Genomic DNA, 24,999 nt, shown 5'->3' with positions numbered 1-24,999 from the left:
CCGAGCCTGAGCCACAGGCTTGATATTTTTCCAGAGTTTAGTGCTTGACCCTAACACTAGTGTCAGGGTTTTAGAGTGTCTTGGTGGAGGACATCATGCGAATTGGACAACTGGCAAAGCGGACCGGTGTGAGCCACCGGGCCTTGCGTCACTATGAAGCGCAGGCGCTGATTGAGTCGACCAGACAAGACAATGGTTACCGTGAATATGGTCAGGCGACCGTAGAGCGGGTTTTGTGGGTTCGCGAGCTAATCGATTGCGGCTTCGGCACGCGGCAAATACAGGGACTGCTCACTTACCTTGAGGATAGCGAGCCAGGTTCAGAACATTTTCGCCAGTGCCTGCAACAGCACATGGAGAAGCTGGGCGCCTTGGACAGCCTGATTGCACAGCTGTCCGAGCGTCGCCAGCGCTTGTTCGACCGACTTCAACGTTACGCCGATTCCGATACTTCCACGCACACCGATGAGCAAGCCAGTGATGGGCTTGATCTCGAATACCAAGGTATTAATGGAGTTAGCGATGGGCAAGTTGAACAACAAAGTAGCAGTAATAACCGGCGGCAGTAGCGGCATTGGTTTAGCCATCGCCCAAAGGTTCGCCGAGGAAGGTGCCAAGGTGGTGATCACCGGGCGCCGTGAGTTGGCACTCAATGATGCTGTGGCGCTCATAGGCGCGCAGGCCACGGCAGTGTGTGCGGACGTCAGCTCCCCTGATGATGTTGAGCGTCTCTACCAGCAAGTTGGTCAACTGCATGGCCGCATCGATGTATTGGTGGCCAATGCCGGTGTCATTCATCCCGCGCCTTTTGAGGCGGTGACTCTGGAGCAATTCGACAGCCAATTCGATATCAATGTGCGTGGTGTATTTCTGACCACGCAAAAAGCCTTGCCGCTGCTGAGCGACGGTGGAGCCATTGTGTTGGTGTCTTCAATCGCGCATTTCAAGGCGCTCGAAGGCCATTGTGTGTATGCGGCGGCCAAGGCTGCAGTGCGTTCTTTCGCCCGTAGTTGGGCGTATGACCTTAAGCACCGGGGCATCCGAGTCAACTGTCTGAGTCCAGGGCCGGTCAAGACGCCGATCATTGGCAAGATGGGCATCGCGCCAGAGAACCTGGAGGCTTTCGAGGATAGTGTAGGCGCGATGATTCCGCTGGGTCGCCTGGGACGGCCCGAGGAGTTGGCTGCTGCTGCGTTATTTCTGGCCAGTGACGAAAGCAGTTTCGTCACTGGTATTGATCTCTGTGCGGACGGTGGTCTGGGCCAGGTCTAGACAGTCAACAGCCGAGCGCCCACCGAGCCGTGGGCGCTTTATCTCGTGCTAACCATGGGCGCAGACAGTTGCTGCGTTGACCAGATCCCCTTTGGTCTGCCAGGCGTGAGCTTGGTAGACGCTGAACTGCATGTTGCCATCGTGCTCGCTGACATTGACTATTCCGCTTGCCTGCTGTGGATCACTGCTGCCGATAAGCAACTGTCCAGAGGACTGGTCGAACCTGATTGTGCTGGTGCTTGAATTTACCCGTTTGCTTACACAATCCAGGTAGGCGAAACGATTCAAGTCTTGCAGCGTATTACGCCGCTCCCAACTGAGCCGGGTATCGGCGTTTTGTGCGCAACCGCTCAAGCTAGCCACTGCAGCTAGCACCAAGGCTGCGGCGCGCTGTGTTATCTGGAGTTTTGCCACAGAGTTTGACTTTGTCATTTTAGCTGTCCTCGTACCCTGTTTACTGACGGGGGGCATTGCTGCCTTAGGACAGATTCTCGAACGGGGCAGATGCCCTGGCCAGTCGATATGATCAATAACTGTTATTGGAAAAAATGCTCATGACTTGGGTGTTAATACAGGCGTTATTGGCCGTTTACTGTTCTTGGTCAGACTTTGGAAATCGCTTGCAGCGTCGCTGCGGACAGGGGTTAGCGAGCCGTCGCTTTGATTCGCGCTTTTATCCAATCATGGCTGTAGGCGAGTACGCTATTAGCAAATGCAGTCGGAAAGTGGATAAACCCATGGGGCGATTCAGGCAGCATCTGTACTTCAACCGGCGCCGCTTGTTTCCAGCGTTCGGCTAAGCACAGTGTGTCATCTCGAAGAGGGTCGAGTTCGCCTGCAAACATCAGTGCTGGTGGGAAGTCGGTAAAGTCGCCATACAGCGGTGACAAGGGTGGCTGGCGGCGTTGCAAGTCACTCAAGCCAGGCGTCAACATGCGCAACGCCTCAACCATGCCGGGGCCATGCAGAAGCAATGTTTCACGAGGCGCTGAGCGCACGCTCGTGGTCCCGGTTAAGTCGTAGACACCGTAATACAGCAGTGCCCCGCTGACCCGTTGAAGCAGTTCGGGCCATTGCTTTAACGCCAGCAAGGTAGCAGCTGCAAGATGGCCTCCGGCCGACTCACCGACCAAAATGACGGGCAGGTTGGCGAACTCTGCACAGTCGTCATCAAGTAACCAGCGCGCAGCACTCAGGCAGTCTTCGATCAAACCCTCAATTGGTGTTGATAACGCCAGTCGATAATCGACAGATACCACCGCAACCTGGCACTCCTTGACCATGGCAGCGTTGAAGGCATCGTTCATTTGTGCATTGCCGATTACCCATCCGCCGCCATGGATATCCAGCACAACCCCTTGCGCCTGACCCTGTGGCCTGATGATTCGAACAGGTACCGAAACGCCTCCCACTCCGAGCGTCTTGGTTTGCGCGCTAAGCCCATGCTTGCGCAGCTTGTCGCGCGCCAGTATTTGGCTGGTGCGCAACAGCGCCTGAATCAGCCTAGGCGTTAGACGGTTGCGGATTTTAAAGCGTGGTAGCCAAGCGAGTTTTTTGTTGAAAGCACGCACTTGCGCCAATGACTTGTCGTCCGTTGGCCAAGGTGTTTTGCTTGTTTGATTGAGATCCATCATTTGTCCTGATGCGTCATGCATGAGCAAATGCCATGCGGGCAATACTAAAGTGATGACGTTCAGTGATGTGAAAAAAATGGTCGCGCGACAATATTTTCCACCAACGTGTCCGGAAGCATATTTGTTGATGGGTCAAAAACACCTGCCTTTCCAACCTCTAAGCTGTAAGGCAAGGGTCAAGCGCTGAAATCAAACACAGCAAGTAGCGTGGACAATGCAGATAGGCATTGATTTGTGCGCTGTGGTTTTTGCCGCTGATGCACCAACTGCAAAAGTGCTCACAGTTATTGGAGAGCAATCTGTATTGGTTCTCGCCGATTCTTGACCGGGCGCGATTGACGACTTCGTCACTGGAAAATTTACGCGGCTCTTTAAGTCGCCAGACAGGCTTGCCGTGCGCAAAGTGTTGCAGGTCTGTGGTTTCAATTGGGCCCGCTTTGAACGAGCGGCTAAAGCCGGAATAGTGAGCAACTTCGCCGTCACCCATATATATCCCGTGATGCATATAAAAACGACGCGGACTGATTAAGTGCGCGCCTAAAGGCAGGCCGCTTATATCCTGGCCAATGCTGACAAAATCGAACTGCAGACTGGCTAACTCGTTGGTTGATTGAGCCTTGGGTTTCACGCGGTTGAACTGGCTGACGACGCTTGCAGTGCTTAGCCTTAAGCAGACAAGCATCGTCGAGCGAAGCTCTGTCATGGTGTCCAGCAGATCAGCGCCAAGCTTGCCCACGATGAAATCCTCCACAACCCTTGGCGATCAATCTATCGCCGGGGCTGTGGGGTTTCATTTGCACTCAGGCTTAGTTCAGCTCACTCATTAATATGCGGTTTTTATACCTAGGTATCGAGCCAGTTGTAGATGCCTCGACTGGCTCTGAGCTTATAAACCGAGATCGGAGAGGCCGGGGTGGTCATCTGGGCGGCGGCCTAATGGCCAGCGAAATTTTCTATCTGACTCTTTAATGGGCAGGTCGTTGATGCACGCAAAACGATGCGCCATAAGGCCGTTTTCAGCAAACTCCCAGTTCTCATTGCCGTAGGAGCGGAACCAGTTGCCGGAGTCGTCATGCCACTCGTAGGCATAGCGTACGGCGATTCGGTTCTCGGTAAATGCCCACAGTTCCTTGATCAAGCGGTAGTCCAGCTCCTTGCTCCATTTGCGTTGCAGAAAAGCTTCAGCTTCGGCGCGGCTGTTGGCAAATTCAGCACGGTTTCGCCACTTGGTATCCGGTGTGTAGGCGAGGGCGACTTTTGCTGCATCGCGGCTGTTCCATCCGTCTTCTGCTAGTCGCACTTTGAGGATGGCTGTTTCCCGAGTAAAGGGCGGCACAGGCTGGCGAACTTCTGAGGTAGACATAACGATTGCTCCTGTTTGGTTGATGCAGGGTGGCGGGTTGTGATTCGTTGCTCAGAGGTCAAGAACCAAGGGCATAGTCCCTTCTGCTGCTTGTGCAGGTATGGCGCAGCAGATCAGCACGGTATTGTCCTCTGGCAATTGCGCTGGCGGATTTGGGTAATGCACCTGACCACTGATCAAGCGCGTGCTGCAGGTGCCGCAAGAGCCGCCACGACAGCTGAATTCAGGGTTGAGCCCACGGCTTTCCGCTAACTCCAAAAGACTACCGCTGTCTGGCTTCCAGCGTGCCTGGGTGGCGGATGATGAAAAATAGACCGGTACCGGACCGCTTGCTGCAGGTGGTTGTTCCAGCGCCGATGATTGTTCCAGCTCAAACCGGCGCAGGGCCGAGGGGCCAAAGGCTTCGGCGTGAATGCGCCGGTCTGGGATATTGACGCCACGCAGACCATCGTAAATGTCTTGGATAAAACCTGCTGGGCCGCACAGATAAAAATCATAGTCATCCAGCGGTAACCGTGCCTTGATCTGAGCAAACCCGAGACGGCCGGCCACTTGGTAATGGTGGTCTAGCACTGTGTCTGGGCCGGGATTACTCAATGTCCGGTGGATATGCAGTTGTCCGGCTGAGCGTTGATGCAGGTCTTTGAGTTCTGCCTGAAATGGCAGGTCCTCAAGGCTCCTGGCACTTTGGAACAGGTGAACAGGGCGCACGTTTTGCTGCAAGTGATTTTGCGCCACCAGCTCTCTGGCCATGGAAATCAGCGGTGTGATGCCCACTCCCGCCCCAATCAAGACAACGGGTCTTGTTGTTTCGTCGCAGAGGGTAAAGTTGCCCAGTGGTTTGCGTGCTTCGAGCAGGTCGCCAACCTTTACCCGGTGGTGAAGATGCTGCGAGGCTTTGCCTTGCAGCTTGACGCTAATGCGCAGCTGTCCGTCTGATGGTGCACTGGAAAGGCTATAGGTACGCACAAGTGCATCCTGGCCTGCGCCAGGAATACGCATCGGCAAGTGCTGGCCCGGGGAGAAGGCAACCTGCGCACCGTCCAGTGGTTCAAGGTAGAGCGAGCGAATGTCTTTGCTCTCTTGGTGTATCCCTGTCACTCGCCATTGATGCCATTGTCGACGCTGTTCGTTCTGACGCACGCGCTCATCAGCCTGCTCCCAGGTTCCAGTCATCAGGCTGGTCGGGGCATAGTCATTAAATGCCCAGCGAATCGACAAGGCTTTGGGGCGCATCACCACCTGCTCAACATCAAATGTCCAGATCCGCTCGGCGCCCTCGAATGCCTTGATTGTCGGACTGTCGAGTATCAGTTCTGTACGCCCGGTAAGTTGCAGCATGTCACCGGTTGTGAAATCGACGAACAGCAGTCCGGCCAAACCGTTGGCCTGCAAGTTGCCAAGAGTGTTGAAGTGCAGGTTGCCAGCGTAGTCAGGGATGCTCAGCCGGTTGCCTTCGACCTTGACGAAACCGGCGCGGCCACCACGGTGGGAGACGTCAACGGAGCAGCTCTGGTCGTCATGGGTGAAGTAACTGGCAATGAAAAAAGTGTCGGCGTCGCGGATCATTTTGCTGGTCTGTTCGTCCAGCGCCGAAGCGTCGAGACGCGGGCCCTTGCCTGGTGGCTCAGACAAGCGAGTGTAGGATCTCTGCTGAATATACTTTGGACAGTTGCCGAAGGAGTGCTCGACCGCGACCTCAAGCCGATTTGTCGAGGCCTGCTGGATAACTCCATTGATGCGGTTGCGCCGCCGAGTGTGCAGCTCGATACCCAGCATGCCGATGGCCTGACCCGCTTGCATGCCGGCTGTGGCGGGATCCTGGCTGTCGAGCAGTGCATCCAGTACCAGATGTTCCGGGTCCGGTGAGTTGACGAAACCTTCAGCCCCTTCCAGAAAGGTCGCCCAAGGGCGCATCTGTGCGTCTATGCTACCGACCACCATAAAGGGCAGTTGTTGGAAGAACTCCCGATGCTGGTCGGGCATATAGGGGCGAATAACCTTTTGCCCAACTGCCTCCATCCGATCAGAAGCGTTGAACAGATTCTGGAGTATTTTCTCACCGGCATGCCAAGGTGATCGACGGTGCTTGGGAAGATGTTCCATGCAGAGCACTCCTTGAAATGGCTGCGGCAATGCCCGCAGCCTGATCCGAACTCAGCTTGCCTGTAGGCCTACAGCGGTACGCTGCATCGGCACGAATCCCGGAAGCGCCTCAACCCGCGCAAGCCAAGCCCGTACATTCGGGTAAGCCTCCAGCGACACGTTGCCTTCAGGTGCATGGGCGATGTAACTGTAGTTGGCAACATCGGCAATGGTGGGTTGGTCGCCGACCAAGAACGAACGGTCACTTAGCTCACTGTCCATCAGTTTGAGCAAGGCATGTGAGCGGCCGATGACTTCATCTGCATTGAATGCCGCGCCGAATACTGTGATCAGGCGTGCGGCAGCAGGGCCAAAGGCAACTTGGCCGGCGGCCACAGAAAGCCAACGCTGAATATGCGCAGCTGCCAGTGGGGTTTCGGTTTTCCAGCTGCCGCTGCCGTATTTTTGCGCGAGATAGATCAGGATCGAGTTGGAGTCACTGATAACCGTGCCGTTGTCATCAATAACTGGAACTTGACCGAAGGGGTTGATGGCCAGGAACTCGGCTTTTTTGTGCGCGCCGTTGGCAAGGTCAACGAAGACCAACTCAGTTGGAAGTTTCAGCAAGGAGAGCAGCAGCTCAACGCGATGGGCGTGGCCGGATAATGGATGACGATAGAGTTTTATGGCGTCAGTGGACATGGTTTCGACTCCGCAGTTGATTTGTTTAAATCAGCGCTGAGACAAACCAAGACAGTGGTAAATGCGCTGGAGGGGTGATACTGCGCCCATGTTTGGCGAAGCAGAAGCCCCATCAGAAGCAATGCATAATTTTGTTTTTTGAAAGAATGGGCTGCCCAGTATTTCACTCAAGCAGTGCGTGATGTGCACGAAGCCGCGGCGTTGCAAAATCGATAAAAGTACGGACGCGAGCCTCGGCGCGACGGCCATTTCGGTAGATCAACTGCACAGGTACCGCGTCGACGGCGAAGCCCGTCAGTAGCGGGACTAACAGGCCTTTCTGCAATTCATCATGGACTTCATAACTCATGCAGCGGACCAGCCCGAGACCAAGCGTTGCGGCTTGAATGGCAGCGTGCTGGGTCGTGCATCTAAGCACTGGCGCAAGTTTCACTTGCCGGTTGGCCCCTTCACAGCAAAAGCGCCATTCTGACTCGTAGCCGAGGGCGGTCGTTACAATGGTCCGGTGGCTTTTGAGATCGGCGGGCGTTTGCGGTTGTCCCCACTTTGCAAGGTAGCCGGGTGAGCCGCAAACCATTGGTTTCACCTTGCCCACTGGCATGGCGAAGCTGGAAGAGTCCGGCAGTTGACCAACGACCAAGGCGATATCAATACCTTCCTCAAGGAGTTTGGGTACATCTTCGCGGGACAGGGTGACTAGCTGCATGTCGGTAAACTCGTCTAAGTAGGCGAGGGCAATCGGGGTGAATATATGCGGCGCCATCAGCAGCGGAAGCGCAACCGTCAATTGCCCGGCAGGACGGGCGTGCAAACCCGCAGCAGAATGCTCGGCCGCATCGGTCTGCTGCAATATGTGCTGGCAACTAATTGCGAACTGCTCTGCTGCCGGGCTCAGGTTGACGCCCCGGGCGCCGCGGATCAGCAGGGTGTTACTCAGGCGTGTCTCTAGCGCGGTGATCGCACGCATGATGGTTGCGGGTGACAATTGCAGCTGCCGTGCAGCGCCAGCAAGACTGCCAGTTTTCACTACGGCATCAAACGCCTGCAGTTCGCGATAGCGGCTCATTTACTATCCCTGCGTCACGGGTTGCAGCGTTGGATCGGCGAGAAACTGGCTCGCGCAATAGTCAACGAACGTGCGTACTTTGGCCGGTACCCGGCCACCGCCTTGATAAACAATGTGTACTGGCAGTGCAGTTGTTTCGAACTCATCGAGAACAATTTCCAGTTCACCTTTTGCTACCAACTCGGCAACTTGGTAAGACAGTACCCGCGTCAGGCCCCAGCCCATGCGTGCGGCATTGATCGCCGCCTGGTTAGAGCTGACAACCAAACGTGCATGGGGGTGCAAGGTGACAACGCTTTTTCCAACCTTGAAATGCCAATTGGTCAGCAGGTTACTTGCGGAAGACATGACAACTGGCATCCTTAGCACCTCTTTGGGCTCCGTCGGTCTGCCGATGCGATTTAAAAAGCTAGGAGCCGCGCAGACCACGGGACGGATCTGTCCCACCTTCACCACCTGAAGGCTGGTATCCGGTAATTGGCCGATACGGATGGCGACATCCATGCCTTCCTCAACCACATTTACCAGACGATCCACCAATAGGGCATTGATGGTTACCTGTGGATGCTGCTGCAGATACGCGGTGATCAGTGGGATCAGATACAGTTCGCCGAACATTACTGATGCGGTCACGGCCAAGTCGCCCCGTGCTCGATTACTGCTGCCTGCCGCCAATTCCTCCGCTTCCTCCAGTTCGAGCAGGATGCGTTTGCAATCGTCGACATAGCGTCGCCCGGCTTCGGTTAAGCGCAGGCTCCGTGTGCTTCGCGCCAATAACAGCGTGCCGAGACGAGTTTCTAGCCCGGCAATCACTCGGGTGACGCTCGGCGGCGATATTCCTATCAGCTTGGCTGCACCGGCAAAGCTTTCTGCCTCAGCCACGGCCAGCAGCACCTTCATCTCCTGAAACCTGTCCAACAATCACCGCCATCTATAAGTTAAGTTAAGCTCTCAGACTAGCTCTTGACGGCAGGATCGATCTGACTCGCCGCAAGCTAGGTGTTTGATCAGTCCTTCGGCAGCGCGGGTATTCATAAAATCCAGGTCATGACCAAGCAGGGCTGCTCTTTTTGAGTGGCCCTGCTTGTATATAGCAAGCAGAAGTTAAAACACTTCAGAGTAAGGCCTGCCGATTTGCGTGTAAGCAATCTAATCACTTTTAAATATTCAAGCAGGCTATTCAAATATCCAAAGGTAATAGTTGGATGATAAAAGACCTGTACTTATAGTCGTTTACTTTTGGACTGCGCCTATGGTTAATTCCTGCGCTGGTTTAGGTGGGGGGTTGGACAGGATGAAGCTGCATCAACTCAGGGCGCTGGTCGCGATTCATCAGTCTGGCAGTATCCAGGAGGCGTCCAAGGTCATGCATATCACCCAGCCCGCCCTGAGCCGCTCGATCAAAGAGCTGGAGCGCGAGCTGGGTTTCAACCTGTTGCAACGTTCCTACAAGGGGATGTCGCTGACCGAAGAAGGGCGGCGGGTTATTCGACACGCCAATCTGGTGGTGGAGAGTATTCGGCGGCTTCAAATCGATGCTGCGCATATTCAAGATTCGACGGTGGGACAGGTTGCGATCGGGGTGACCTCCCTGACCGCGATGCTCGACGGTATGGATGAAGCCATTCTGGCGATACGCCGTAAATTTCCGCGCTTGACCATCAGTATCACTGACCTGCGGCCCAATCAGATTTTGCAGCGCTTGCGCGATGGATCGCTGGATTTCGCCATCACCTCACAGCAACCGCTCAGTCGCCTGAATCTGGACTGGGAGGCCTTGGGTAGCATCAAGGGGCTGGTGGTTTGCCATAAAAGTAATGAGCACAAATTCTCGCGTTCTTTGCGCTCTTTGCAGTACGCCAACTGGATCAGCCTGGACGAACTGGACGAGCCCGCTTCGCAGTTTCACCAATTGTTCGAAATCAACGATGTGCGTCGTCCGCAAAGCGCAATTGAGTGCACATCGATCATGCTGGCGCTGAACCTGCTCAAGCAGACTGACTCGCTGATGACCATCAGCGAAGTGGCAGTCAGAGATTTCAAGCGTTATCCACAGGGCGAAGACTTGGCGCTGGTGGAGATTCAGGAACTGATTCCGGACTACCCAATCAATCTGGTGTGCATTGACCGTCATAGCCTCACCGCACCCGCTGAAGAGTTATTCAATGAGTTGAATGCGCGATTGTTCGCCACGACGTAATTGTTTATTTGCTTATGTTATGCCGAACAGTTAATTGAATTGTGCCGGGCACCCGTGGGCTGGGTTTTTATGACCCATTGGCAGTTGGGTAATGTGAAGGATGGAAACTGATTTAGCGGCGTGAGCCTGTTGAACCTTGAGCCAACTTGGGGCGCCGGCCTCATCTCGCGTCTATTGTGCGCCGCAATGCAGCAAGCTAGAGCCTTTCAGGCTGAGCAAGTTAACCAACAGCTAATCCCTTGCTGAATGTGCATGTGTATTGTTTTTCCGTTTGCCAGATAGTGGTTTCACAACAACTACGGTGATGGGGATAGGCACTTATGCAAGCGCAAACACTATCAGTCACGGGGGGCGACAGCACGGCAGCTCCGGCACGCCAGCGCGAGCGCAAAGCAGTGATTGCATGCTCGCTCGGTAACGCGCTGGAGATGTATGACTTCACGATCTACAGCTTCTTTGCGGTATTAATCGGCAAGCACTTCTTTCCGTCCGAGTCGGCAGTCGCTTCATTATTGTTGTCGCTTACAACATTTGGTGTTGGGTTTCTGATGCGCCCGGTCGGTGCGGTGTTGATTGGCAGGTTTGCTGATCGCAGAGGACGCAAGTCGGCCTTGAGCCTGACCATCGGCCTGATGACCCTAGGCACGGCGATGATCGCTTTTTCGCCGACCTACCAACAGATTGGGATTTTTGCCACCGTGATTCTGGTCTGCGGGCGTTTGATTCAGGGCATATCGGCTGGGGGTGAAATCGGCACCGCGTCGGTATTTCTGATGGAGTCTGCCCACACCTCTCGACGTTGTCACATGGTCAGTTGGCAAGCGGCCAGCCAAGGCTATGCTGCTTTGGTCGGCGCAGGTTTCGGTTTTACCCTGAGCCAACTATTGGAGCCTTCGGCGTTGGAGAGCTGGGGCTGGCGCATTCCCTTTATCTTTGGCTTGTTGATCGGTCCGGTCGGCTGGTACATCCGCACCCGGTTACCTGAGACACATGATGATCAGGCCCCGGCGAAAGCGGCTGATAGTTTCGCATCCTTGTGGCGGCGTATAGCCTTGGGTATCGGCCTGATGGCCAGCGCAACAATTGGCATGTACTTGTTCGTATTCTATATGCCGACCTACTTGATCACTGCCTTGAACTATCCGCAGAGCAGTGCCATGGCTATCGGCTGCTTGGCAGGCGGCTGCATGGCGATTATCACGCCGCTGGCCGGGCGCTTCGCCGATCGTTATCAACTGCGTAAATCGCTGCTGGGCTGGACAGTTGCGCTGCCCGTGGTGTTGGTGGTTCCGGCTTTTTATGTGCTTGGTCATACCACCCAACTTTATGTGGCCATGCTGGTGGTTGCCGCTTTGGTATTACCTAGTTGTGTGGGTGCTGGCGCATTTTTCTCGCTGATTATGGAGGGGTTTTCCAAGGTGAATCGAGCCCTTGGCACCTCGGTCAGCTACAGCTTTGGGGTGACCTTGTTCGGTGGTTTCTCACCACTGATTGCTGCATCCCTGACGGCTGCTTTTGACAGCCCAATGGCACCGGCGTTCTACCTTGTAGTTGGTGGTGTCATCAGCCTGATTTGCCTCAAATACTACCCAGAACATAAAGGACGCGAGTAATGAATATGCATGCCCTGCACAAGACGTCTGCGACGCCAGACATTGCATCTTTTGTCGATATCCGCCGCCAAATCCACGCCGCCCCTGAACTCGGTGGCGACACGCCTCACACCGCTGCGATGGTTGCTGAGATGCTTGAGGGCTGGGGCTACGAAGTGCATCGGGATGTCGGCGGCCATGGTTTGGTTGGCGTGCTGCGTAACGGTGATAGCAGTCGCACGCTGGGCATTCGTGCCGACATGGATGCATTGCCCATGGATGAGAAAAACCAGTTCGCCCACGCTAGTCGTGTGCCGGGGCGCATGCATGCCTGCGGTCATGATGGGCATACTGCAATCCTGCTAGCCGCCGCTGCTCAAATCGCGCAAACGCGCCAGTTCAACGGCACTCTTAACCTGATCTTTCAGCCCGACGAAGAAGGCCTTGCAGGGGCCAAAGCCATGATCGACGATGGCCTGTTCGAGCGTTTTCCGTGCGATGCCGTATTTGCCTTGCACAATATGCCCGGTATCCCTGTAGGAACCTGCGTGGTGCAGGCCGGGCCGACCATGGCTTCGTCCGAGCGGGTCAAGATCAAAATCACCGGCAAGGGTGGTCATGGGGCGATGCCTGAACTGACTGTCGACCCCGTGCCGGTATTGGCGAGTTTGATTAATGCCATCCAGACCATCAAGTCGCGGGTGCTGGCAGTTGAAGAATATGCGGTGATCAGCGTCGGTTCGGTGCAGGCGGGTACGGTCTACAACATCATTCCAGACGAAGCCTCGATGCTGATCAGCGTGCGCACGGACACCACTGAAACCCAGCAGAAAATCAATAATCGCCTGACTGAAATCGTCAAAGGCCATGAGCAGACCTTTGGCGTAAAGATTGACCTGAGCATGGTCCAACTGGCGCCTGCACTGGTTAACCATGAGCGGGAAACCGAAATCCTGCGCCAGAGCCTCAGCCCGCTTTTCGCGCAAGGGCAACTGCTATCGAAGATGCCGAAGAAAGTCATGGGCACCGAAGACTTTGCCTACATGCTGGAAGAGCGTCCGGGCTGTTACTTCATGCTGGGTAACGGCACCGGCGAGTTCCATGGCTGCTCGGTACACAACCCGCATTATGATTTTAACGATGAGCTGATCGAGCTTGGTGCGCAGTGCTGGGTCAAGCTAGCCGAGCACTATCTGGCGTAGCTATTTGGGAACCTGAGCTTTGGACTGTCTAGCGTCCCACATTGGCTGAAATCGCCACTGCGGCCGCCGCCGTGCGCGTTTCTACACCAAGTTTGACGTAGACGTGTTCCAGATGTTTGTTCACCGTGCGCGGCGACAGTCCAAGAATATCGCCGATGTCACGGTTGGTCTTGCCGCAGGCGACCCAACTGAGTACCTCGACTTCGCGCTCGGTCAGGGAAAACCGCGCAGACAGGGTTTCATAAGCGGTCTCATTGCTCAGGCTGATATCGCGCGGCGCCGCCGCCTCCCGGGCAGACTTGAGGATTTGCGCAGTACGCAGGTGTGAGGCGACGCGGGCGATAACTTGTTCGGGGTGAATCGGTTTGGTGACGTAGTCGATCCCGCCTGCTGCAAACCCCTCGATCACATGCTCGCTATCGGTCAGCGCGGTCATGAACAGCACCGGGATATCCGCTGTCTGTGCTTCGGCTTTTATCCGCCGGCAGGTTTCGAATCCATCGAGGCCGGGCATCATGGCATCGAGCAGAATCAGGTCCGGGCGGCGGCGTTGAATACGCGACAGCGCGCTGAGGCCATCGAGCGCCACCAGCACCATGTAGCCTGCGTCATCCAGCGCATCAGAAAGCAGGGCCAGATTATCTGGGGTGTCATCAACAATCAGGATTACACCGCGTGTGGCGGCCATAGGTTCATGGGGTGATGTCAGCGCGTTCATGGTCGGCCTCCTTGAGTTGGCGGGTAAGTTCGTCGAGCCGGAAGTTTTTCACCAACAGCCGCAAGGGCGCGGTGAACCCGATGAAGTCAGGTGACTGGCGGTCAATATCGTCGAATTTTTCCTGCAGGCCGCGGATATAGCCGAGTGCTGCCAGCTCATGCAATGCCTCCAGATCGCAGGCTGCCGGTAAGCGCGGCGGCTTGATTAGGGGGGCAACCGGGCTGCTGGCGCGATGAAGCCACTGCAGATCCAGTTGTTTCTGGATTCGCTCAAGTAGCTGCGGCGTATGCACCGGCTTGGCCAGATAATCGTTACAGACACTGGTCACGCTGCGCTCGCGGTCGTCGGCAAACGCGTTGGCTGAAAGTACGATGATCGGCGCCTGCGACAGCGCATTGCGGCGGATCAGGCGGCTGGTTTCCCAGCCATCCATCTGCGGCATCGACAGGTCCATGAAAATCAGGTCCGGATGTAGCAAACCGTCGGCGCGGAAGGCACCGGCCAGCGTCTGTTGGGTGGTCGGTTTGCCAGTCAGCTTGCCGATGGCCAGGCAGTTACCGGTGGTTTCAGCCATGATCACCAGCATTGCCAGAGTCATGATCAGAATAGGCATCAGCGAGAATTCCGGTGCGCCAAAAGCCATCGGCGGGCTCAGCTCGAACCATGCCGCCTCGCCTATTCGGCTGAAGTTGGTCATGCCGAAGGCCGCTGCGACCAAGCTGCCCAAAATAAGACCGATGAGCACGCTGAGATTGCCGATAAACCCGGAAAACTTAGCGTAAACCACCAGTGTGATTGAGACCGTGACCAGCCCAAGCAACAGGTTGGCAGGCGAGCCAAAGTCATCGGCTCCTGGATTACCACCGCCCAACCAGATAGCTGCAGCGGGCATCAGAGAGATACCTATGATGGTGATCAGGCTGCCAATGACAACCGGCGGAAAAAAGCGCAGCAGGCGGCTGAAAATTGGTGCGAGGGCAATGGTGATCGCGCCAGCGGCGATGACGGCACCGAATATCTGACTAAGACCGAACTCCTTGCCAATCATGATCATCGGGGCCAGCGCAATAAATGAGCAACCTTGGATCAACGGTAAGCGGGCACCAAATTTCCAGAAGCCAATAGTCTGGATCAAAGTCGCCACACCTGAAGTCAGCAAGTTGGCGTTGATCAGCAATATGACTTGCGCCGAGGTAAGCCCCAATGCGCTACCCAGAATCAATGGAACGGCCACGGCGCCTGCATACATAACCAGAACATGTTGCAAACCAAAGGTGAATAATTGGCGGATGGGCAGAACCTCATCAACCGGATGGACTTGTGTGGGTTTCATTAGCGTGTCTCCTGAAGAGGGCAGCTTTATTTTTATAAGGGCCGGGCACGCTACTGGTTCTTCGACCAATTAGTGACTCTGTGCTGGCGAAGTTGAGTATTCCTCGCTTGATCTCGATGGAACAAATGAATAACCATCGTTAAAACCGATGGATGAGTTAGGCAATACGATGCGTTTTTCACTGGACCAGCTACAGGTTTTCAGCCTCGTCGTGCAAGCGGGTTCATTCTCTGCTGCGGCGCGCAAAATGGGGCGAACACAGTCGACGATCAGCGCGGCGATAGCCAATCTGGAAACCGATCTGGGTGTCGCCTTGTTTGATCGTTCAAGCCGCATTCCGAGCCTGACGCCCGCCGGCCAGAAACTGCTGCTGCAGGCTGAAGCGGTGATCGAGCGTTGCCTGGCGCTGGAAAGCCACGCCGACGGTATGGCCGAAGATGTTGAGCCCTGCCTGACGCTGGCCATTGAGGTGCCGTACAACACGCTAATGCCGGTTCTCGTTGAATTCGAGCAGCAGTTTCCCTCGGTCGACCTGATCGTCCGTCATCCTGTGGATGGCGATGCTCGCCAGATATTGCTCAAGGGCGAGGCCGCGCTGGGCGTGGCATTCTCGCAGCCTGACTATCCCCGTGAACTTGAGTTTATGCAGTTGGGCAAATTGATCATGGTGCATGTCACCCACCGGGATCACCCGTTGGCCCAGCACAAGCAAGTCAGTTTTGCCGAGCTGCATGCCCATCGTCGGCTGGCATTCAGTGCCCACGTTGACAAACTACCGAGCACGGAATACCTGCGCTCCACACAGATGTGGCAGGCCGAAAGCTACATGGCGGTGATGGAAATGGTGCGCGCCGGATTGGGTTGGGCCACCTTGCCGCGCCAGCTTATCTTGCGTGAATTGAATAATGGCGAGTTGGTCGAGTTACAACTGAGCGCTTACCCGCACACTGACTGGTTGGTGGGTGTCGATCTGGTATGGCCGCGTCAGCTACGTCGCGGTAAAGCCGAGCGCTGGCTTAAACAGCGCCTGATGCAAAGCAAAGTGTTCGAGCTGGATCGCAACGGCCAGTCAACGACGCTGTAGTGCGCTGATGATGAGAGGGCAACCGCTGCCAGCTCTGTGGCCAGTCTTCGGCTAAACACTGAACTTTGCCATGTCATAACTCTCACATTTTTGTACACCCACCGGCTTTTTAGCATCATGCGCGTGCTGGTGTTTGCTCATCCACCAGCCGCGATGCATGCGACAAGCTTCCAGGCGGCAAGAGGTTCGCGCATGAGTAACACTCATAAGCACGCAACGATTTATCGAATGGTCATGGAGCAGCACGTCTGTCCATTTGGGCTCAAAGCGCTCGATCTTCTCAAAAGAGAAGGTTTCGAGGTTGAAGACAACTGGCTTCGCACGCGAGAACAAACCGATGCATTTATGGATAAATACTCGGTAAAGACCACACCGCAGATATTTATCAACGGCCACCGAATTGGCGGTTTTGATGATTTAAAAAAGCATCTCGGTAAACCGGTAAAAGACCCGGAAAAAGTAACCTACCAACCAGTGATCGCGGTGTTCGCCACCGCTGCCTTGATGGCCTTGGCAGCCAGTTGGTTGGCGTTTGATAACGTGCTCAGAGTACAAGCGGTCGAGTGGTTCGTGGCGTTCAGTATGTGCATGCTGGCTTCGCTCAAGCTGCGCGACCTTGAGAGCTTTTCCACTATGTTTCTGGGCTATGACTTATTGGCGCGCCGGGTGGTTCGGTATGCCTATGCATATCCCTTCGGTGAGCTGATCGCAGGCGTGCTGATGATCTCCGGCTCACTGATTTGGCTATCCGCTCCGCTGGCAATCTTTATCGGCAGTATCGGCGCCTATTCGGTGTTCAAGGCGGTGTATGTTGAAAAACGCGAGCTGAAATGTGCCTGTGTAGGCGGCGACAGCAACGTTCCGCTGGGGTTTGTATCCTTGACGGAGAACCTGATGATGGTCGGCATGGGGCTATGGATGTTGATCGTCCACTAGCCAGGATCTGAACCGGAAACACACCTCGATTATTTTATCCTTGGCGCGAAGATGCCCTGTAGCCAGGGCATCTTCGCTTGAGCCACGCCGTCAGGAAATGGCTGTGCCTTGGAGCGTTTCGTCACTCATCAGTTTCTCAAGACTGATGGGCAGGTCGCGCACTCGTTTACCGGTCGCATGGTAGACAGCGTTCGCCACCGCTGCGGCAAGTCCGGTTATTCCGATTTCACCGATTCCGCGAGCGCCAAACTCATTGAGGTTGTAGTCAGGATAGTCGAGCAGAACTACCTCGATCTCCGGTTGGTCGGCATGCACCGGCACCACATATTCGGCGTAGTTATTGTTCACTGGCATGGCGTTGCGCTCGTCGTAATCGGTGCTTTCGAACAGCGCCATACCGATGGCCATGACAATTGCCCCCTCGACCTGATTGAGCGAGGTCTTGGCATTAATGACTTTGCCGACATCGATTGCGCTGACCACCCGCGAAACCCGCAACCGCGAAATACCCGGATCCCAACGCACCTCAACGAAGTGCGCGCCAAAGGAGCCGAACGCGTGCTTCTCGGTATCAGCCATTCCCGTGTGACCTTCGCCCTCGGCACTGGCGAATTTCAAACGCTTGAGAACATCAGCAAAGGCGATGCTTGTGGTGCCACTTTCCAATTTGCCGTTACTGACTTTGATTGCATCCGGCTTGACGTCGGCAAACCCGCCATCGCTAGATACGGCAAAGTCTTTAAGTTGCGTAAGCGCTGCGCGGGTAGCCTCAGCCACCGCGGGCAATACGCTGGCTGTAACCCAGGAGCCGCCAGAAACAGGGCCCGGAGGAAAAGTCGAATCGCCCAAGTGCACGACGATTTTGTTCAATGGCAAGCCCGTGAGGTCGCTGACACATTGCGCGATTACGGTATAGGTTCCAGTACCGATATCCTGGACGCCGCAAAAGGCTTCGGCGCTGCCGTCGGACTTCAAGGATACACGCGCCTTGGAAGGTGTTCGCAATGCCTCCCAATTACACTGCGCCATGCCGTAACCTATGACTTCATGACCTTCACGCATGCTGCCAGTTTTTGGATTGCGCTTATCCCAGCCAAACCGCTTGGCTCCTTCGGCCAAGGCTTCGCGCAAATGATTACCGGACCAAGGCAGCTTTTCCTCCTCATTGTGCTCAGCCCAATTGAGTTGGCGGAACGCGAGAGGGTCCAACTGACATTTTTCGGCCAACTCATCAATCGCAGACTCCAAGGCAAACAAGCCCGGCGCCGCCCCCGGTGCGCGCATCGACGTCGGCGCCCCACGGTTGACCGGCACTGTGGCGTGGCTGGTTTCGACATTGGCACATGAGTAAAGGCTGGCACTCATACCAGCGCAATTCTCAACATACGGATCGCCCATCCCCCGAGTGTTCACCGACTCATGTCGCAGTGAAACCAGCTTGCCTTGGGCATCGGCCGCCAAGCGCATGCGTTGCTGGGTTTCGGGGCGATGCCCGACGGCAGTGAACATTTGAGCCCGCGGCACAACCAACTGTACGGGGCGGCCAACCACCTTTGCAGCGGCACATGCAGCCACCGAGTGGGGCCAAACCCAAAGCTTTGCGCCAAAGCCTGAGCCAATAAAAGGCGCTCTAACCTCCACGCGTTCGGTCGGCAAACCAAAAATCTGGGCAAGGGTATTGCGGTGCACAACCACCGACTGGGTGGATTCATACACCACCAGCTTGTTGTTCTTCCATAGCGCGACGGTGGCGTGCATTTCCATTGGGTTATGGGTTTCAACTGGCGTGGTGTATGTCGCATCAATCGTTTGTACACCTGCGTCGAACGCTTCGGCGGGATTGCCGCGCTTATGTCCTCGGCCGCTGTCATCAGGCGAGCCTTGCTGCAAGCCTTGTTTGAGATTGGCCAATGCGCGGCTGTCGGTGTAGCTGACCTTAACTTTGTAAGCGGCCTCGCGGGCATGTTCGAAGGTGTCAGCAATAATCAGAGCAACGAATTGCCCTGCGTAACGAATGACCTCGTCTTCGAACGGCAAACGCTTCTCGTCAATACGTGTGGAAGTCAGTACTTTTTCGAGGGAGAACTGCGCTGGCGGCGAGTGGAACGCTTGGGGAAAGTTGCCATGGTGAAGAATTTCGATCACCCCGGCAGAGCGCCGTGCGGTCTCGATATCGAGTGATTTGATCGAGCCGCTGGCAACGCTACTGAACACGCCATATGCGAAGACCATTCCTTGCGGATGCTGGTCCGCGGTATACATGGCCTGGCCGGTGACCTTCAAGCGCCCCTCGACGCGTCGTGGCGATGCACCCATGATTGATTCGCTCATGCCAACGCTCCTGTGCCAAGTGTCATGAGGTTGCGCACAATGGCCTGCCGTCCCAGTGGGATCTTGTAGGCGTTGTGCGAATAAGGCACTGCATCTTGCAGGGCAATAGCGGCGGCCTTGGCGAAGGCTTCCGGGCTCGCTGTCACACCTTGCAACGCGCGTTCTGCTTCGAGCGCCCGCCATGGTTTTGTACCCAGGCCACCCATGGCAATACGCGCTTCGCGGATAATCTTGCCATCCATGACCAAAATCACCGCGCTGGATGCCAGAGCGAACTGGTATGAGCTGCGGTCACGCAGCTTTAGATAAGCGGACTGATTATTCGTCAGCGGTGCGTCCAAGGTGACATGCGTGATCAGCTCATCCGGCTTGAGTGCATGCTCCTTCCACGGCGTGCTTGCGGGCAATAGATGGAAATCCAGGAAATTGATTTCGCGCTTGCCGGACGGGCCTTGCACTTCAACACTGGCGCCAATTGCAGCCATGGCCACACACATGTCCGAGGGATGTGTGGCAATGCATTGATCGCTGGTGCCCAACACTGCATGCACGCTGCGGTTGTGGCCCTCGATGGCCGCACAGCCCGAACCGGGATTACGTTTATTGCAGGCAGAGACACCATCGCGAAAATAATTGCAGCGCACCCGCTGCATCACATTACCGGCAGTGGTTGCCTTGTTGCGCAGTTGGGTGGTTGCCCCGGAAAGTAGTGCCTGCGACAACACCGCGTATTCACTTTTGATTCGCGGGTGATTGGCCAGTTGCGTATTACTGACCATGGCGCCAATCCGGGTGCGGCCATCGCTCAAGGTTTCGATCTGGTTCAGCGCCAAATTATGTACATCAACCACTTGGTCAGGCTGCATGATGTCGAGTTTGACCAGGTCCAGCAGTGTGGTGCCGCCCGCAAGAAAGGCCGTAGCGTCGCTGCGTGAGTGAGTGGCAATGGCCTGCTCGGTACTGCTCGCGCGGATATACTCCAAGGTTCTCATCAGCTGGCTCCTTGCAGTTTGCCGCGGGCATCTTGCACCGCTGCCAGAATGTTCTTGTAAGCGCCGCAGCGGCAGATATTGCCACTCATGGCTTCGCGGACGCTGGCGTCGTCGGCTCCAATGTTCGGGTCTTTGATGATCGCCGCAGCGGTCATCATCTGGCCTGAAGTGCAGTAGCCGCACTGAAACGCGTCGTGTGCCCAAAAGGCTTCTTGAATGGGGTGCAGTTGTCCGTTTTGCTCCAGCCCCTCGATGGTGGTGATTTCATCACCCTCATGCATCGCGGCCAAGGAAAGACAACTGTTCATGGGCTGCCCGTTAACGTGCAAAGTACAAGCCCCGCACTGGCCGTGATCACAACCCTTTTTGGTGCCGGTCAATTGCAGCCGATCGCGCAATACGTCCAGCAGCACCGCGTTGCCAGGAATGTTGAGGGCATGTAACTGCCCATTCACTTTAAGCGAGATACGCAACTCGCCCTTTGCCAATGGCTTATCACTGTCGTCGACGGGTGCTTCAAGCTGTGCGGCCTGCGCCCACATAGGTGCGGTGGCAACGGCCATGCCGGAAATACCGATAGTACGCAGAAAGTTACGCCGCGAGGGCGTCGTCAGTTCCTTGAACAATTGGCCGGTGCTGTCTGAGTCGTGAATATTGCTTTCAGTCGGATCAGTCATTACTTCGGTCCTCATCGGTTGTAACGCTGCACATCACGGAGCGGCATGGCATACGAGCAGTTGGATCGGGACCGTTCAGCCCTCACTGCATCGCGCTTGTTTTTATTTATTCACGCTTGAACCGCGCACAAAGCTGCTCCACGTCTTTATATGAGCTTATCTATCGACGAGTGTTCACACTTGCTCAATCAGAGCGAGTTATTGCCTATTTCGGCAAAATGGCTCTGGATGCATACCGGGGGGGTAAGGGGGAAGGGTTCAATTAACCGTTTATAGGGTACCCAAACATAGGGTGCGTTGATACGCGCGGGTCGCAAGGCTATGAAGGCCGCCAGGATAATGGGGTTGTAGCCCTGGGGTTATCCGAGAATTTATCGGCAGTAACCCTTATAGACCCCGTGTTTTGGGCACCTCGGTACGAAAACGTCCTGGGGAAATATCAAAAAACTCACGGAAGCACCGGCGGAAATGGGAAATGCTGATAAATCCGCTGGCCACAGCGATATCAGCTAGCGACCTGTTGGTCTGTTGGAGCAGCTGACGAGCATGGGTTAAGCGCAGCTCAAGGTAATAACGGGGTGGTGTAACATTGACATGGCGACAGAACAGGCGCTCAAGTTGACGCCTGGACATGCTTACATGAGCGACGATTTCATCAATCGTCAGGGGTTCCTCTATATTATTGTGCATCAACTCCAGAGCCAGTTTGAGCGGCTGTGGCAAGGTCAGGTTGTTGTCTAGCGTTAGCGCCGAAATATCCAGGGTTTCTTTGGTTTTATCGCAGCTGAGTACTTCCTCTACGGCATGAACCAAGCTGTCACCATGCCCAAGCTTGACGAACTCGAGCATCATGTCTAACGAGCTGTTAGCGCCTGCGCAGCCTATTCGGTTGCGATCTAATACAAATGAGTGTTTTGAAAGCTGAACTTTAGGGAACAGCTCAGCCATCATGGCCCTGCTGTCGGGGTGGAAGGCGCAGTCGTATCCATCCAAGAGACCTGCCTCAGCAATAAAATACGAACCATTCCACAAGCCGCCAAGGGTTGCCCCGGCCGAGTCGGCTGAGCGTAATTTGGTTCTGATAATCTGTTGCGCCTTTAATGCCACACGGAAACCACCGCAAACCAAGATGAGACTTTGTTGGCGTTCATCTAAATCAGCTAGGTTGCAATCGACTGAAATTGAGATGCCCAGGTCGCTGACAATCAGGTCTTGAGTCCCAACCACCAATATTTCATAAAGTGGCGCCGTGCTCATCAAATTCGCCGTGACAAGCGCATCGACTGCGCCGGTGAACGCCATCATCGAGAAATTGTCGAGCAACAAAAATGCAACGTGCTGCACAGCCTTCTCTCGCTCGTCATATATCAAGCGATTGAGGTGCAAACGGTTTTTATCTTTCAGGACGCTCTCGAACGACGATCTCATTATTTTGCTACTCATTAATTGCGTATAGCTTGGCCGGAGCGATATTCATGGTGCGGATAACCATATTGATCTGTAGCTCGGGTGAAAATAGCGGTGCAACCACTGCCCAGATCGACCTGCAGTGGCGAGGTTTGAGTCGCCCTGAGGTGTAGACCCGCTCCGACTACCTACGCACCTTACCCAGAGACAATGCAACGGGGCACTGAGAGTGCACCTTATCCCCACTTTTTCGCTTTGTAACGGACATTTTTCGCTGCACAGAGAGCGCCAGATGCTCGACAAATCTTGGCTTGCCCAGTTTTGGGAATAAACCGTGGCGCTGGTGCTCTTTGCCTACCCAGGCTCGGGGGCGTTTGTAATCAGCTGCGCATGGCGATCCGTCGCGTAGAAAAGAGCTTGCTTTGGCATTCCTGCGTTTTCAAGAGGTTGCCTTAAGGCAGGAAACGATATGTGTGAGGGAGGCGTTGTGGCTGATGGCAGCGAGTACTTTGCCCCAGGAAAACCTGAAGACTGGCCACAACAGTCGTCTTCAGGGTGCAATTGGCCGTAGTGAGGCCAGCTTTGCGCATGTCTTCAACGCGTTCGCGGTTTCAGTAGACCATCACGCCAAGGCGCACGGCTTAAATCCTGGCGTCAGTGAGACTCATACACACCTGCGCAACCTGTGCCGGACTATTAATTGAGTGGTTTTTTTGAGGTCTCAGGCAGTGCGAGGCCTCCGATAAGGGCCAGCAGGGCAATAACGATTAAATAATAGGCAGGTGACATTTGGTTGCCCGTCTCTGCAATCAGCCATGTCGCAACCAGGGGCGCCGTTCCACCGAACACCGTGTAGGCCATGTTGTATGTGAAGGCTGATGCGGTATATCTGACTTGGGTTGGAAATTGCTCGGACAAAAGAACTGCTGTTACCACGCCGCATATCACCGCCCCGACTGCAAGCAGTGAGGCGCCTAGGATTAAGTAAATCAACTGTCCGGAAGCCGCCATCACAAACGCTGGATACACAGCGGCGATAAGACACCCGCAGGCGGTCATGATCGTTTTTCTGCGCCCGACATAATCTGAGTAGCGACCAACAAATGGGCACAGGCAAGCGGCAAAGATGAGAGCAGAAAATACAGCCAGCAACGCGGTGGGACGACTGGCTCCCCCTACGACTTGCATGTAAGTGCTTAAGTAGGTAGTGAACATATAGAAAGAAAGCGCTGTAGCGGAAATAAAAGCCATGAGGCAAGTAATAGTCCGCCAATGATTCTTAAAGGTGTTTTTGAGGGGTGAATGCTCTGCTACAGGCTGTGCTTTTAATGCTACAAACGCGGGTGACTCATCCAGATGCAAGCGCATGTATAAACCAATTAACCCTAATGGCGCTGCGATCAAGAACGGGATACGCCATCCCCACTGGTTCATATCAGGCTCTGAGACGAAAAAATTAAGGCCGTAAACCAATGCTGCAGCCAAGGCGAACGCTATGAAGGTGGAAACTGGAATAAAACTCCCGTACCGAGCCTTTTGCTCTACCGGCGCATGTTCAATAACGTAAGCGCATGCACCCGCATACTCCCCACCTGCGGAAAAACCTTGCGCACACCTTGCGAGTGCTAAAAGCAGTGGCGCATATATGCCTATGGCTGCATAAGTCGGCAATAGGCCAATCATCGCTGTCGCGCCAGCCATCATAAGAACTGTAATTGCTAAAACACGCTTTCTGCCTATTTTGTCACCCAAGGTTCCGAAGAAAATGCCTCCGAGTGGACGTAACGCAAAGGACACCGCAAAAACAGCAAATGTTTGCAGTAATGCTAATGCTGCGTTGCCTTCAGGAAAGAACAAACTGGCTATGGTGACAGCGAGAAAGCCATAGACCGCGAAGTCAAACCACTCGACAAAGTTCCCGATTGCAGAGGCTGCGATTACCTTCTTTAAGGTCGCGATATCTACAGATCGTGCGTCTGTTATCTGCTCGTGGCTGGTCATGGATTCCCTTTTTTGCTTGTTGTTAGGTTATGAAGGTCAATTTTCAAAATACCCATCGCATCTTTTGAACAGGGGTACTCCTTTCGCCAAAAAACTATCCATACACGACGCTTAAGCTAAAGCTTTAGGGCCTGAACAGGGGCAACCTGTAGTGGTCAACTAATCCCGGACACGACGTTAAGTTTCTGCTCAGCCTGAGCGGGCGCTAGCCCGCCATTGAATAAATGAGGCCGTATCCAGTTGTAGCGATGCATCAAGTAATGGCTGATGTCCCGTTGCGCCTGCTGAACCGACATATAACCCACTGAAGGTATCCACTCGGTTTTCAAGCTTCGAAATACACGCTCCATCGGCGAGTTATCGTAGCAATTGCCCCGGCGACTCATGCTCTGGCTGATGCGGTA

Annotated in this window: 24 protein-coding genes; 8 read left to right on the top strand and 16 right to left on the bottom strand. The window is 54.9% G+C overall.

The features are described 5' to 3' along the window. The first annotated feature begins 95 nt into the window (after nt 1-95). Nucleotides 96-569 carry a MerR family transcriptional regulator gene (locus tag ACN0UH_RS17815; protein WP_417663311.1) on the top strand — a complete coding sequence of 158 codons (474 nt, stop codon included), beginning with the start codon at nt 96-98 and terminating at the stop codon, nt 567-569. Continuing rightward, nucleotides 523-1,272 carry an SDR family NAD(P)-dependent oxidoreductase gene (locus ACN0UH_RS17810; protein WP_417663310.1) on the top strand — a complete coding sequence of 250 codons (750 nt, stop codon included), beginning with the start codon at nt 523-525 and terminating at the stop codon, nt 1,270-1,272. The genes ACN0UH_RS17815 and ACN0UH_RS17810 overlap by 47 nt, the downstream gene beginning before the upstream one ends. A gap of 48 nt (nt 1,273-1,320) precedes the next feature. Here the strand turns inward: ACN0UH_RS17810 and ACN0UH_RS17805 are convergent, their stop codons facing one another. From ACN0UH_RS17805 to ACN0UH_RS17770, 8 genes are all read right to left on the bottom strand, one after another. Next, the gene (locus ACN0UH_RS17805; RefSeq protein ID WP_417663309.1) at nt 1,321-1,704 is read right to left on the bottom strand and encodes a hypothetical protein; all 384 of its coding nucleotides are present in this window, start codon (nt 1,702-1,704) and stop codon (nt 1,321-1,323) included. 212 nt (nt 1,705-1,916) lie between these two features. Then, nucleotides 1,917-2,903, bottom strand: a complete 987-nt coding sequence (locus ACN0UH_RS17800; RefSeq protein WP_417663345.1) for an alpha/beta hydrolase — start codon at nt 2,901-2,903, stop codon at nt 1,917-1,919. A gap of 160 nt (nt 2,904-3,063) precedes the next feature. Further along, the gene (locus tag ACN0UH_RS17795; protein WP_339515216.1) at nt 3,064-3,642 is read right to left on the bottom strand and encodes a lecithin retinol acyltransferase family protein; all 579 of its coding nucleotides are present in this window, start codon (nt 3,640-3,642) and stop codon (nt 3,064-3,066) included. Between the two features lie 150 nt (nt 3,643-3,792). Continuing rightward, the gene (locus tag ACN0UH_RS17790) at nt 3,793-4,269 is read right to left on the bottom strand and encodes a DUF1348 family protein (RefSeq protein ID WP_417663308.1); all 477 of its coding nucleotides are present in this window, start codon (nt 4,267-4,269) and stop codon (nt 3,793-3,795) included. 51 nt (nt 4,270-4,320) lie between these two features. Beyond that, nucleotides 4,321-6,375 carry a pyridoxamine 5'-phosphate oxidase family protein gene (locus tag ACN0UH_RS17785; RefSeq protein ID WP_417663307.1) on the bottom strand — a complete coding sequence of 685 codons (2,055 nt, stop codon included), beginning with the start codon at nt 6,373-6,375 and terminating at the stop codon, nt 4,321-4,323. Nucleotides 6,376-6,426: 51 nt separating this feature from the next. Beyond that, nucleotides 6,427-7,056, bottom strand: coding sequence for a glutathione S-transferase (locus ACN0UH_RS17780; protein ID WP_339515221.1), 630 nt, complete (start codon nt 7,054-7,056; stop codon nt 6,427-6,429). Between the two features lie 163 nt (nt 7,057-7,219). Next, entirely contained in the window at nt 7,220-8,122 is a 903-nt protein-coding gene (locus tag ACN0UH_RS17775) for a LysR family transcriptional regulator (protein WP_417663306.1), read from the bottom strand. A 3-nt stretch (nt 8,123-8,125) separates the two neighbouring features. Next, nucleotides 8,126-9,022 carry a LysR family transcriptional regulator gene (locus ACN0UH_RS17770; RefSeq protein ID WP_417663305.1) on the bottom strand — a complete coding sequence of 299 codons (897 nt, stop codon included), beginning with the start codon at nt 9,020-9,022 and terminating at the stop codon, nt 8,126-8,128. Nucleotides 9,023-9,416: 394 nt separating this feature from the next. Here ACN0UH_RS17770 and ACN0UH_RS17765 point away from each other — a divergent pair, with 394 nt between their 5' ends. The 3 genes from ACN0UH_RS17765 (at nt 9,417) to ACN0UH_RS17755 (ending at nt 13,116) form a co-directional block, all read left to right on the top strand. Continuing rightward, nucleotides 9,417-10,322 (top strand): LysR family transcriptional regulator, encoded by a 906-nt coding sequence (locus ACN0UH_RS17765; RefSeq protein ID WP_339515227.1) that lies wholly within the window; start codon nt 9,417-9,419, stop codon nt 10,320-10,322. A gap of 320 nt (nt 10,323-10,642) precedes the next feature. After that, nucleotides 10,643-11,935, top strand: a complete 1,293-nt coding sequence (locus tag ACN0UH_RS17760) for an MFS transporter (protein WP_417663304.1) — start codon at nt 10,643-10,645, stop codon at nt 11,933-11,935. Then, nucleotides 11,935-13,116, top strand: coding sequence for a M20 aminoacylase family protein (locus tag ACN0UH_RS17755; protein WP_417663303.1), 1,182 nt, complete (start codon nt 11,935-11,937; stop codon nt 13,114-13,116). The genes ACN0UH_RS17760 and ACN0UH_RS17755 overlap by 1 nt, the downstream gene beginning before the upstream one ends. A 28-nt stretch (nt 13,117-13,144) precedes the next feature. Here ACN0UH_RS17755 and ACN0UH_RS17750 read toward each other — a convergent pair whose 3' ends face one another. Both ACN0UH_RS17750 and ACN0UH_RS17745 read right to left on the bottom strand, forming a co-directional pair. Then, entirely contained in the window at nt 13,145-13,834 is a 690-nt protein-coding gene (locus tag ACN0UH_RS17750) for a response regulator (protein WP_339515233.1), read from the bottom strand. Next, nucleotides 13,809-15,167, bottom strand: coding sequence for a solute carrier family 23 protein (locus tag ACN0UH_RS17745; protein WP_417663302.1), 1,359 nt, complete (start codon nt 15,165-15,167; stop codon nt 13,809-13,811). The genes ACN0UH_RS17750 and ACN0UH_RS17745 overlap by 26 nt, the downstream gene beginning before the upstream one ends. Before the next feature lie 169 nt (nt 15,168-15,336). Here ACN0UH_RS17745 and ACN0UH_RS17740 point away from each other — a divergent pair, with 169 nt between their 5' ends. Beyond that, nucleotides 15,337-16,251 (top strand): LysR family transcriptional regulator, encoded by a 915-nt coding sequence (locus tag ACN0UH_RS17740; RefSeq protein ID WP_417663301.1) that lies wholly within the window; start codon nt 15,337-15,339, stop codon nt 16,249-16,251. A 192-nt stretch (nt 16,252-16,443) separates the two neighbouring features. After that, nucleotides 16,444-17,187: a MauE/DoxX family redox-associated membrane protein gene (locus tag ACN0UH_RS17735; RefSeq protein WP_417663300.1), complete on the top strand. Its 744-nt coding sequence runs from the start codon at nt 16,444-16,446 to the stop codon at nt 17,185-17,187. 90 nt (nt 17,188-17,277) lie between these two features. Here the strand turns inward: ACN0UH_RS17735 and ACN0UH_RS17730 are convergent, their stop codons facing one another. The 4 genes from ACN0UH_RS17730 to ACN0UH_RS17715 all read right to left on the bottom strand — a co-directional run bounded on the left by ACN0UH_RS17730 (nt 17,278) and on the right by ACN0UH_RS17715 (nt 22,615). Beyond that, nucleotides 17,278-19,518 carry a xanthine dehydrogenase family protein molybdopterin-binding subunit gene (locus tag ACN0UH_RS17730; RefSeq protein ID WP_417663299.1) on the bottom strand — a complete coding sequence of 747 codons (2,241 nt, stop codon included), beginning with the start codon at nt 19,516-19,518 and terminating at the stop codon, nt 17,278-17,280. Further along, on the bottom strand, nt 19,515-20,510 hold the full coding sequence (locus ACN0UH_RS17725; RefSeq protein ID WP_417663298.1) for an FAD binding domain-containing protein: 996 nt from the start codon (nt 20,508-20,510) through the stop codon (nt 19,515-19,517). Before ACN0UH_RS17725 ends, ACN0UH_RS17730 begins: the two co-directional genes overlap by 4 nt. Further along, nucleotides 20,510-21,073, bottom strand: coding sequence for a (2Fe-2S)-binding protein (locus tag ACN0UH_RS17720; protein ID WP_417663344.1), 564 nt, complete (start codon nt 21,071-21,073; stop codon nt 20,510-20,512). Before ACN0UH_RS17720 ends, ACN0UH_RS17725 begins: the two co-directional genes overlap by 1 nt. Before the next feature lie 501 nt (nt 21,074-21,574). Next, on the bottom strand, nt 21,575-22,615 hold the full coding sequence (locus ACN0UH_RS17715; RefSeq protein WP_417663297.1) for a GlxA family transcriptional regulator: 1,041 nt from the start codon (nt 22,613-22,615) through the stop codon (nt 21,575-21,577). A gap of 473 nt (nt 22,616-23,088) precedes the next feature. Here ACN0UH_RS17715 and ACN0UH_RS17710 point away from each other — a divergent pair, with 473 nt between their 5' ends. Continuing rightward, nucleotides 23,089-23,298, top strand: coding sequence for a hypothetical protein (locus ACN0UH_RS17710; RefSeq protein ID WP_417663296.1), 210 nt, complete (start codon nt 23,089-23,091; stop codon nt 23,296-23,298). Here ACN0UH_RS17710 and ACN0UH_RS17705 read toward each other — a convergent pair. Further along, nucleotides 23,291-24,595: an MFS transporter gene (locus ACN0UH_RS17705; protein WP_417663295.1), complete on the bottom strand. Its 1,305-nt coding sequence runs from the start codon at nt 24,593-24,595 to the stop codon at nt 23,291-23,293. The genes ACN0UH_RS17710 and ACN0UH_RS17705 overlap by 8 nt on opposite strands. Before the next feature lie 155 nt (nt 24,596-24,750). After that, the coding region (locus tag ACN0UH_RS17700; RefSeq protein ID WP_417663294.1) for an integrase core domain-containing protein at nt 24,751-24,999 on the bottom strand (249 nt) is incomplete at its 5' end.

The organism is Pseudomonas sp., assembly GCF_048265905.1.
GTDB lineage: Bacteria > Pseudomonadota > Gammaproteobacteria > Pseudomonadales > Pseudomonadaceae > Aquipseudomonas.
This window is presented reverse-complemented; position numbering and strand designations above follow the sequence as displayed.

Excerpts from the sequence above, each read along its gene's own strand:
- ACN0UH_RS17815 (WP_417663311.1), top strand. The coding sequence starts at position 96 with ATGCGAATTGGACAACTGGCAAAGCGGACCGGTGTGAGCCACCGGGCC.
- ACN0UH_RS17810 (WP_417663310.1), top strand. The coding sequence starts at position 523 with ATGGGCAAGTTGAACAACAAAGTAGCAGTAATAACCGGCGGCAGTAGC.
- ACN0UH_RS17805 (WP_417663309.1), bottom strand. The coding sequence starts at position 1,704 with ATGACAAAGTCAAACTCTGTGGCAAAACTCCAGATAACACAGCGCGCC.
- ACN0UH_RS17800 (WP_417663345.1), bottom strand. The coding sequence starts at position 2,903 with ATGGATCTCAATCAAACAAGCAAAACACCTTGGCCAACGGACGACAAG.
- ACN0UH_RS17790 (WP_417663308.1), bottom strand. The coding sequence starts at position 4,269 with ATGTCTACCTCAGAAGTTCGCCAGCCTGTGCCGCCCTTTACTCGGGAA.
- ACN0UH_RS17785 (WP_417663307.1), bottom strand. The coding sequence starts at position 6,375 with ATGGAACATCTTCCCAAGCACCGTCGATCACCTTGGCATGCCGGTGAG.
- ACN0UH_RS17780 (WP_339515221.1), bottom strand. The coding sequence starts at position 7,056 with ATGTCCACTGACGCCATAAAACTCTATCGTCATCCATTATCCGGCCAC.
- ACN0UH_RS17775 (WP_417663306.1), bottom strand. The coding sequence starts at position 8,122 with ATGAGCCGCTATCGCGAACTGCAGGCGTTTGATGCCGTAGTGAAAACT.
- ACN0UH_RS17770 (WP_417663305.1), bottom strand. The coding sequence starts at position 9,022 with ATGAAGGTGCTGCTGGCCGTGGCTGAGGCAGAAAGCTTTGCCGGTGCA.
- ACN0UH_RS17765 (WP_339515227.1), top strand. The coding sequence starts at position 9,417 with ATGAAGCTGCATCAACTCAGGGCGCTGGTCGCGATTCATCAGTCTGGC.
- ACN0UH_RS17760 (WP_417663304.1), top strand. The coding sequence starts at position 10,643 with ATGCAAGCGCAAACACTATCAGTCACGGGGGGCGACAGCACGGCAGCT.
- ACN0UH_RS17755 (WP_417663303.1), top strand. The coding sequence starts at position 11,935 with ATGAATATGCATGCCCTGCACAAGACGTCTGCGACGCCAGACATTGCA.
- ACN0UH_RS17750 (WP_339515233.1), bottom strand. The coding sequence starts at position 13,834 with ATGAACGCGCTGACATCACCCCATGAACCTATGGCCGCCACACGCGGT.
- ACN0UH_RS17745 (WP_417663302.1), bottom strand. The coding sequence starts at position 15,167 with ATGAAACCCACACAAGTCCATCCGGTTGATGAGGTTCTGCCCATCCGC.
- ACN0UH_RS17740 (WP_417663301.1), top strand. The coding sequence starts at position 15,337 with ATGCGTTTTTCACTGGACCAGCTACAGGTTTTCAGCCTCGTCGTGCAA.
- ACN0UH_RS17735 (WP_417663300.1), top strand. The coding sequence starts at position 16,444 with ATGAGTAACACTCATAAGCACGCAACGATTTATCGAATGGTCATGGAG.
- ACN0UH_RS17730 (WP_417663299.1), bottom strand. The coding sequence starts at position 19,518 with ATGAGCGAATCAATCATGGGTGCATCGCCACGACGCGTCGAGGGGCGC.
- ACN0UH_RS17725 (WP_417663298.1), bottom strand. The coding sequence starts at position 20,510 with ATGAGAACCTTGGAGTATATCCGCGCGAGCAGTACCGAGCAGGCCATT.
- ACN0UH_RS17720 (WP_417663344.1), bottom strand. The coding sequence starts at position 21,073 with ATGGCCGTTGCCACCGCACCTATGTGGGCGCAGGCCGCACAGCTTGAA.
- ACN0UH_RS17715 (WP_417663297.1), bottom strand. The coding sequence starts at position 22,615 with ATGAGATCGTCGTTCGAGAGCGTCCTGAAAGATAAAAACCGTTTGCAC.
- ACN0UH_RS17710 (WP_417663296.1), top strand. The coding sequence starts at position 23,089 with ATGGCAGCGAGTACTTTGCCCCAGGAAAACCTGAAGACTGGCCACAAC.
- ACN0UH_RS17705 (WP_417663295.1), bottom strand. The coding sequence starts at position 24,595 with ATGACCAGCCACGAGCAGATAACAGACGCACGATCTGTAGATATCGCG.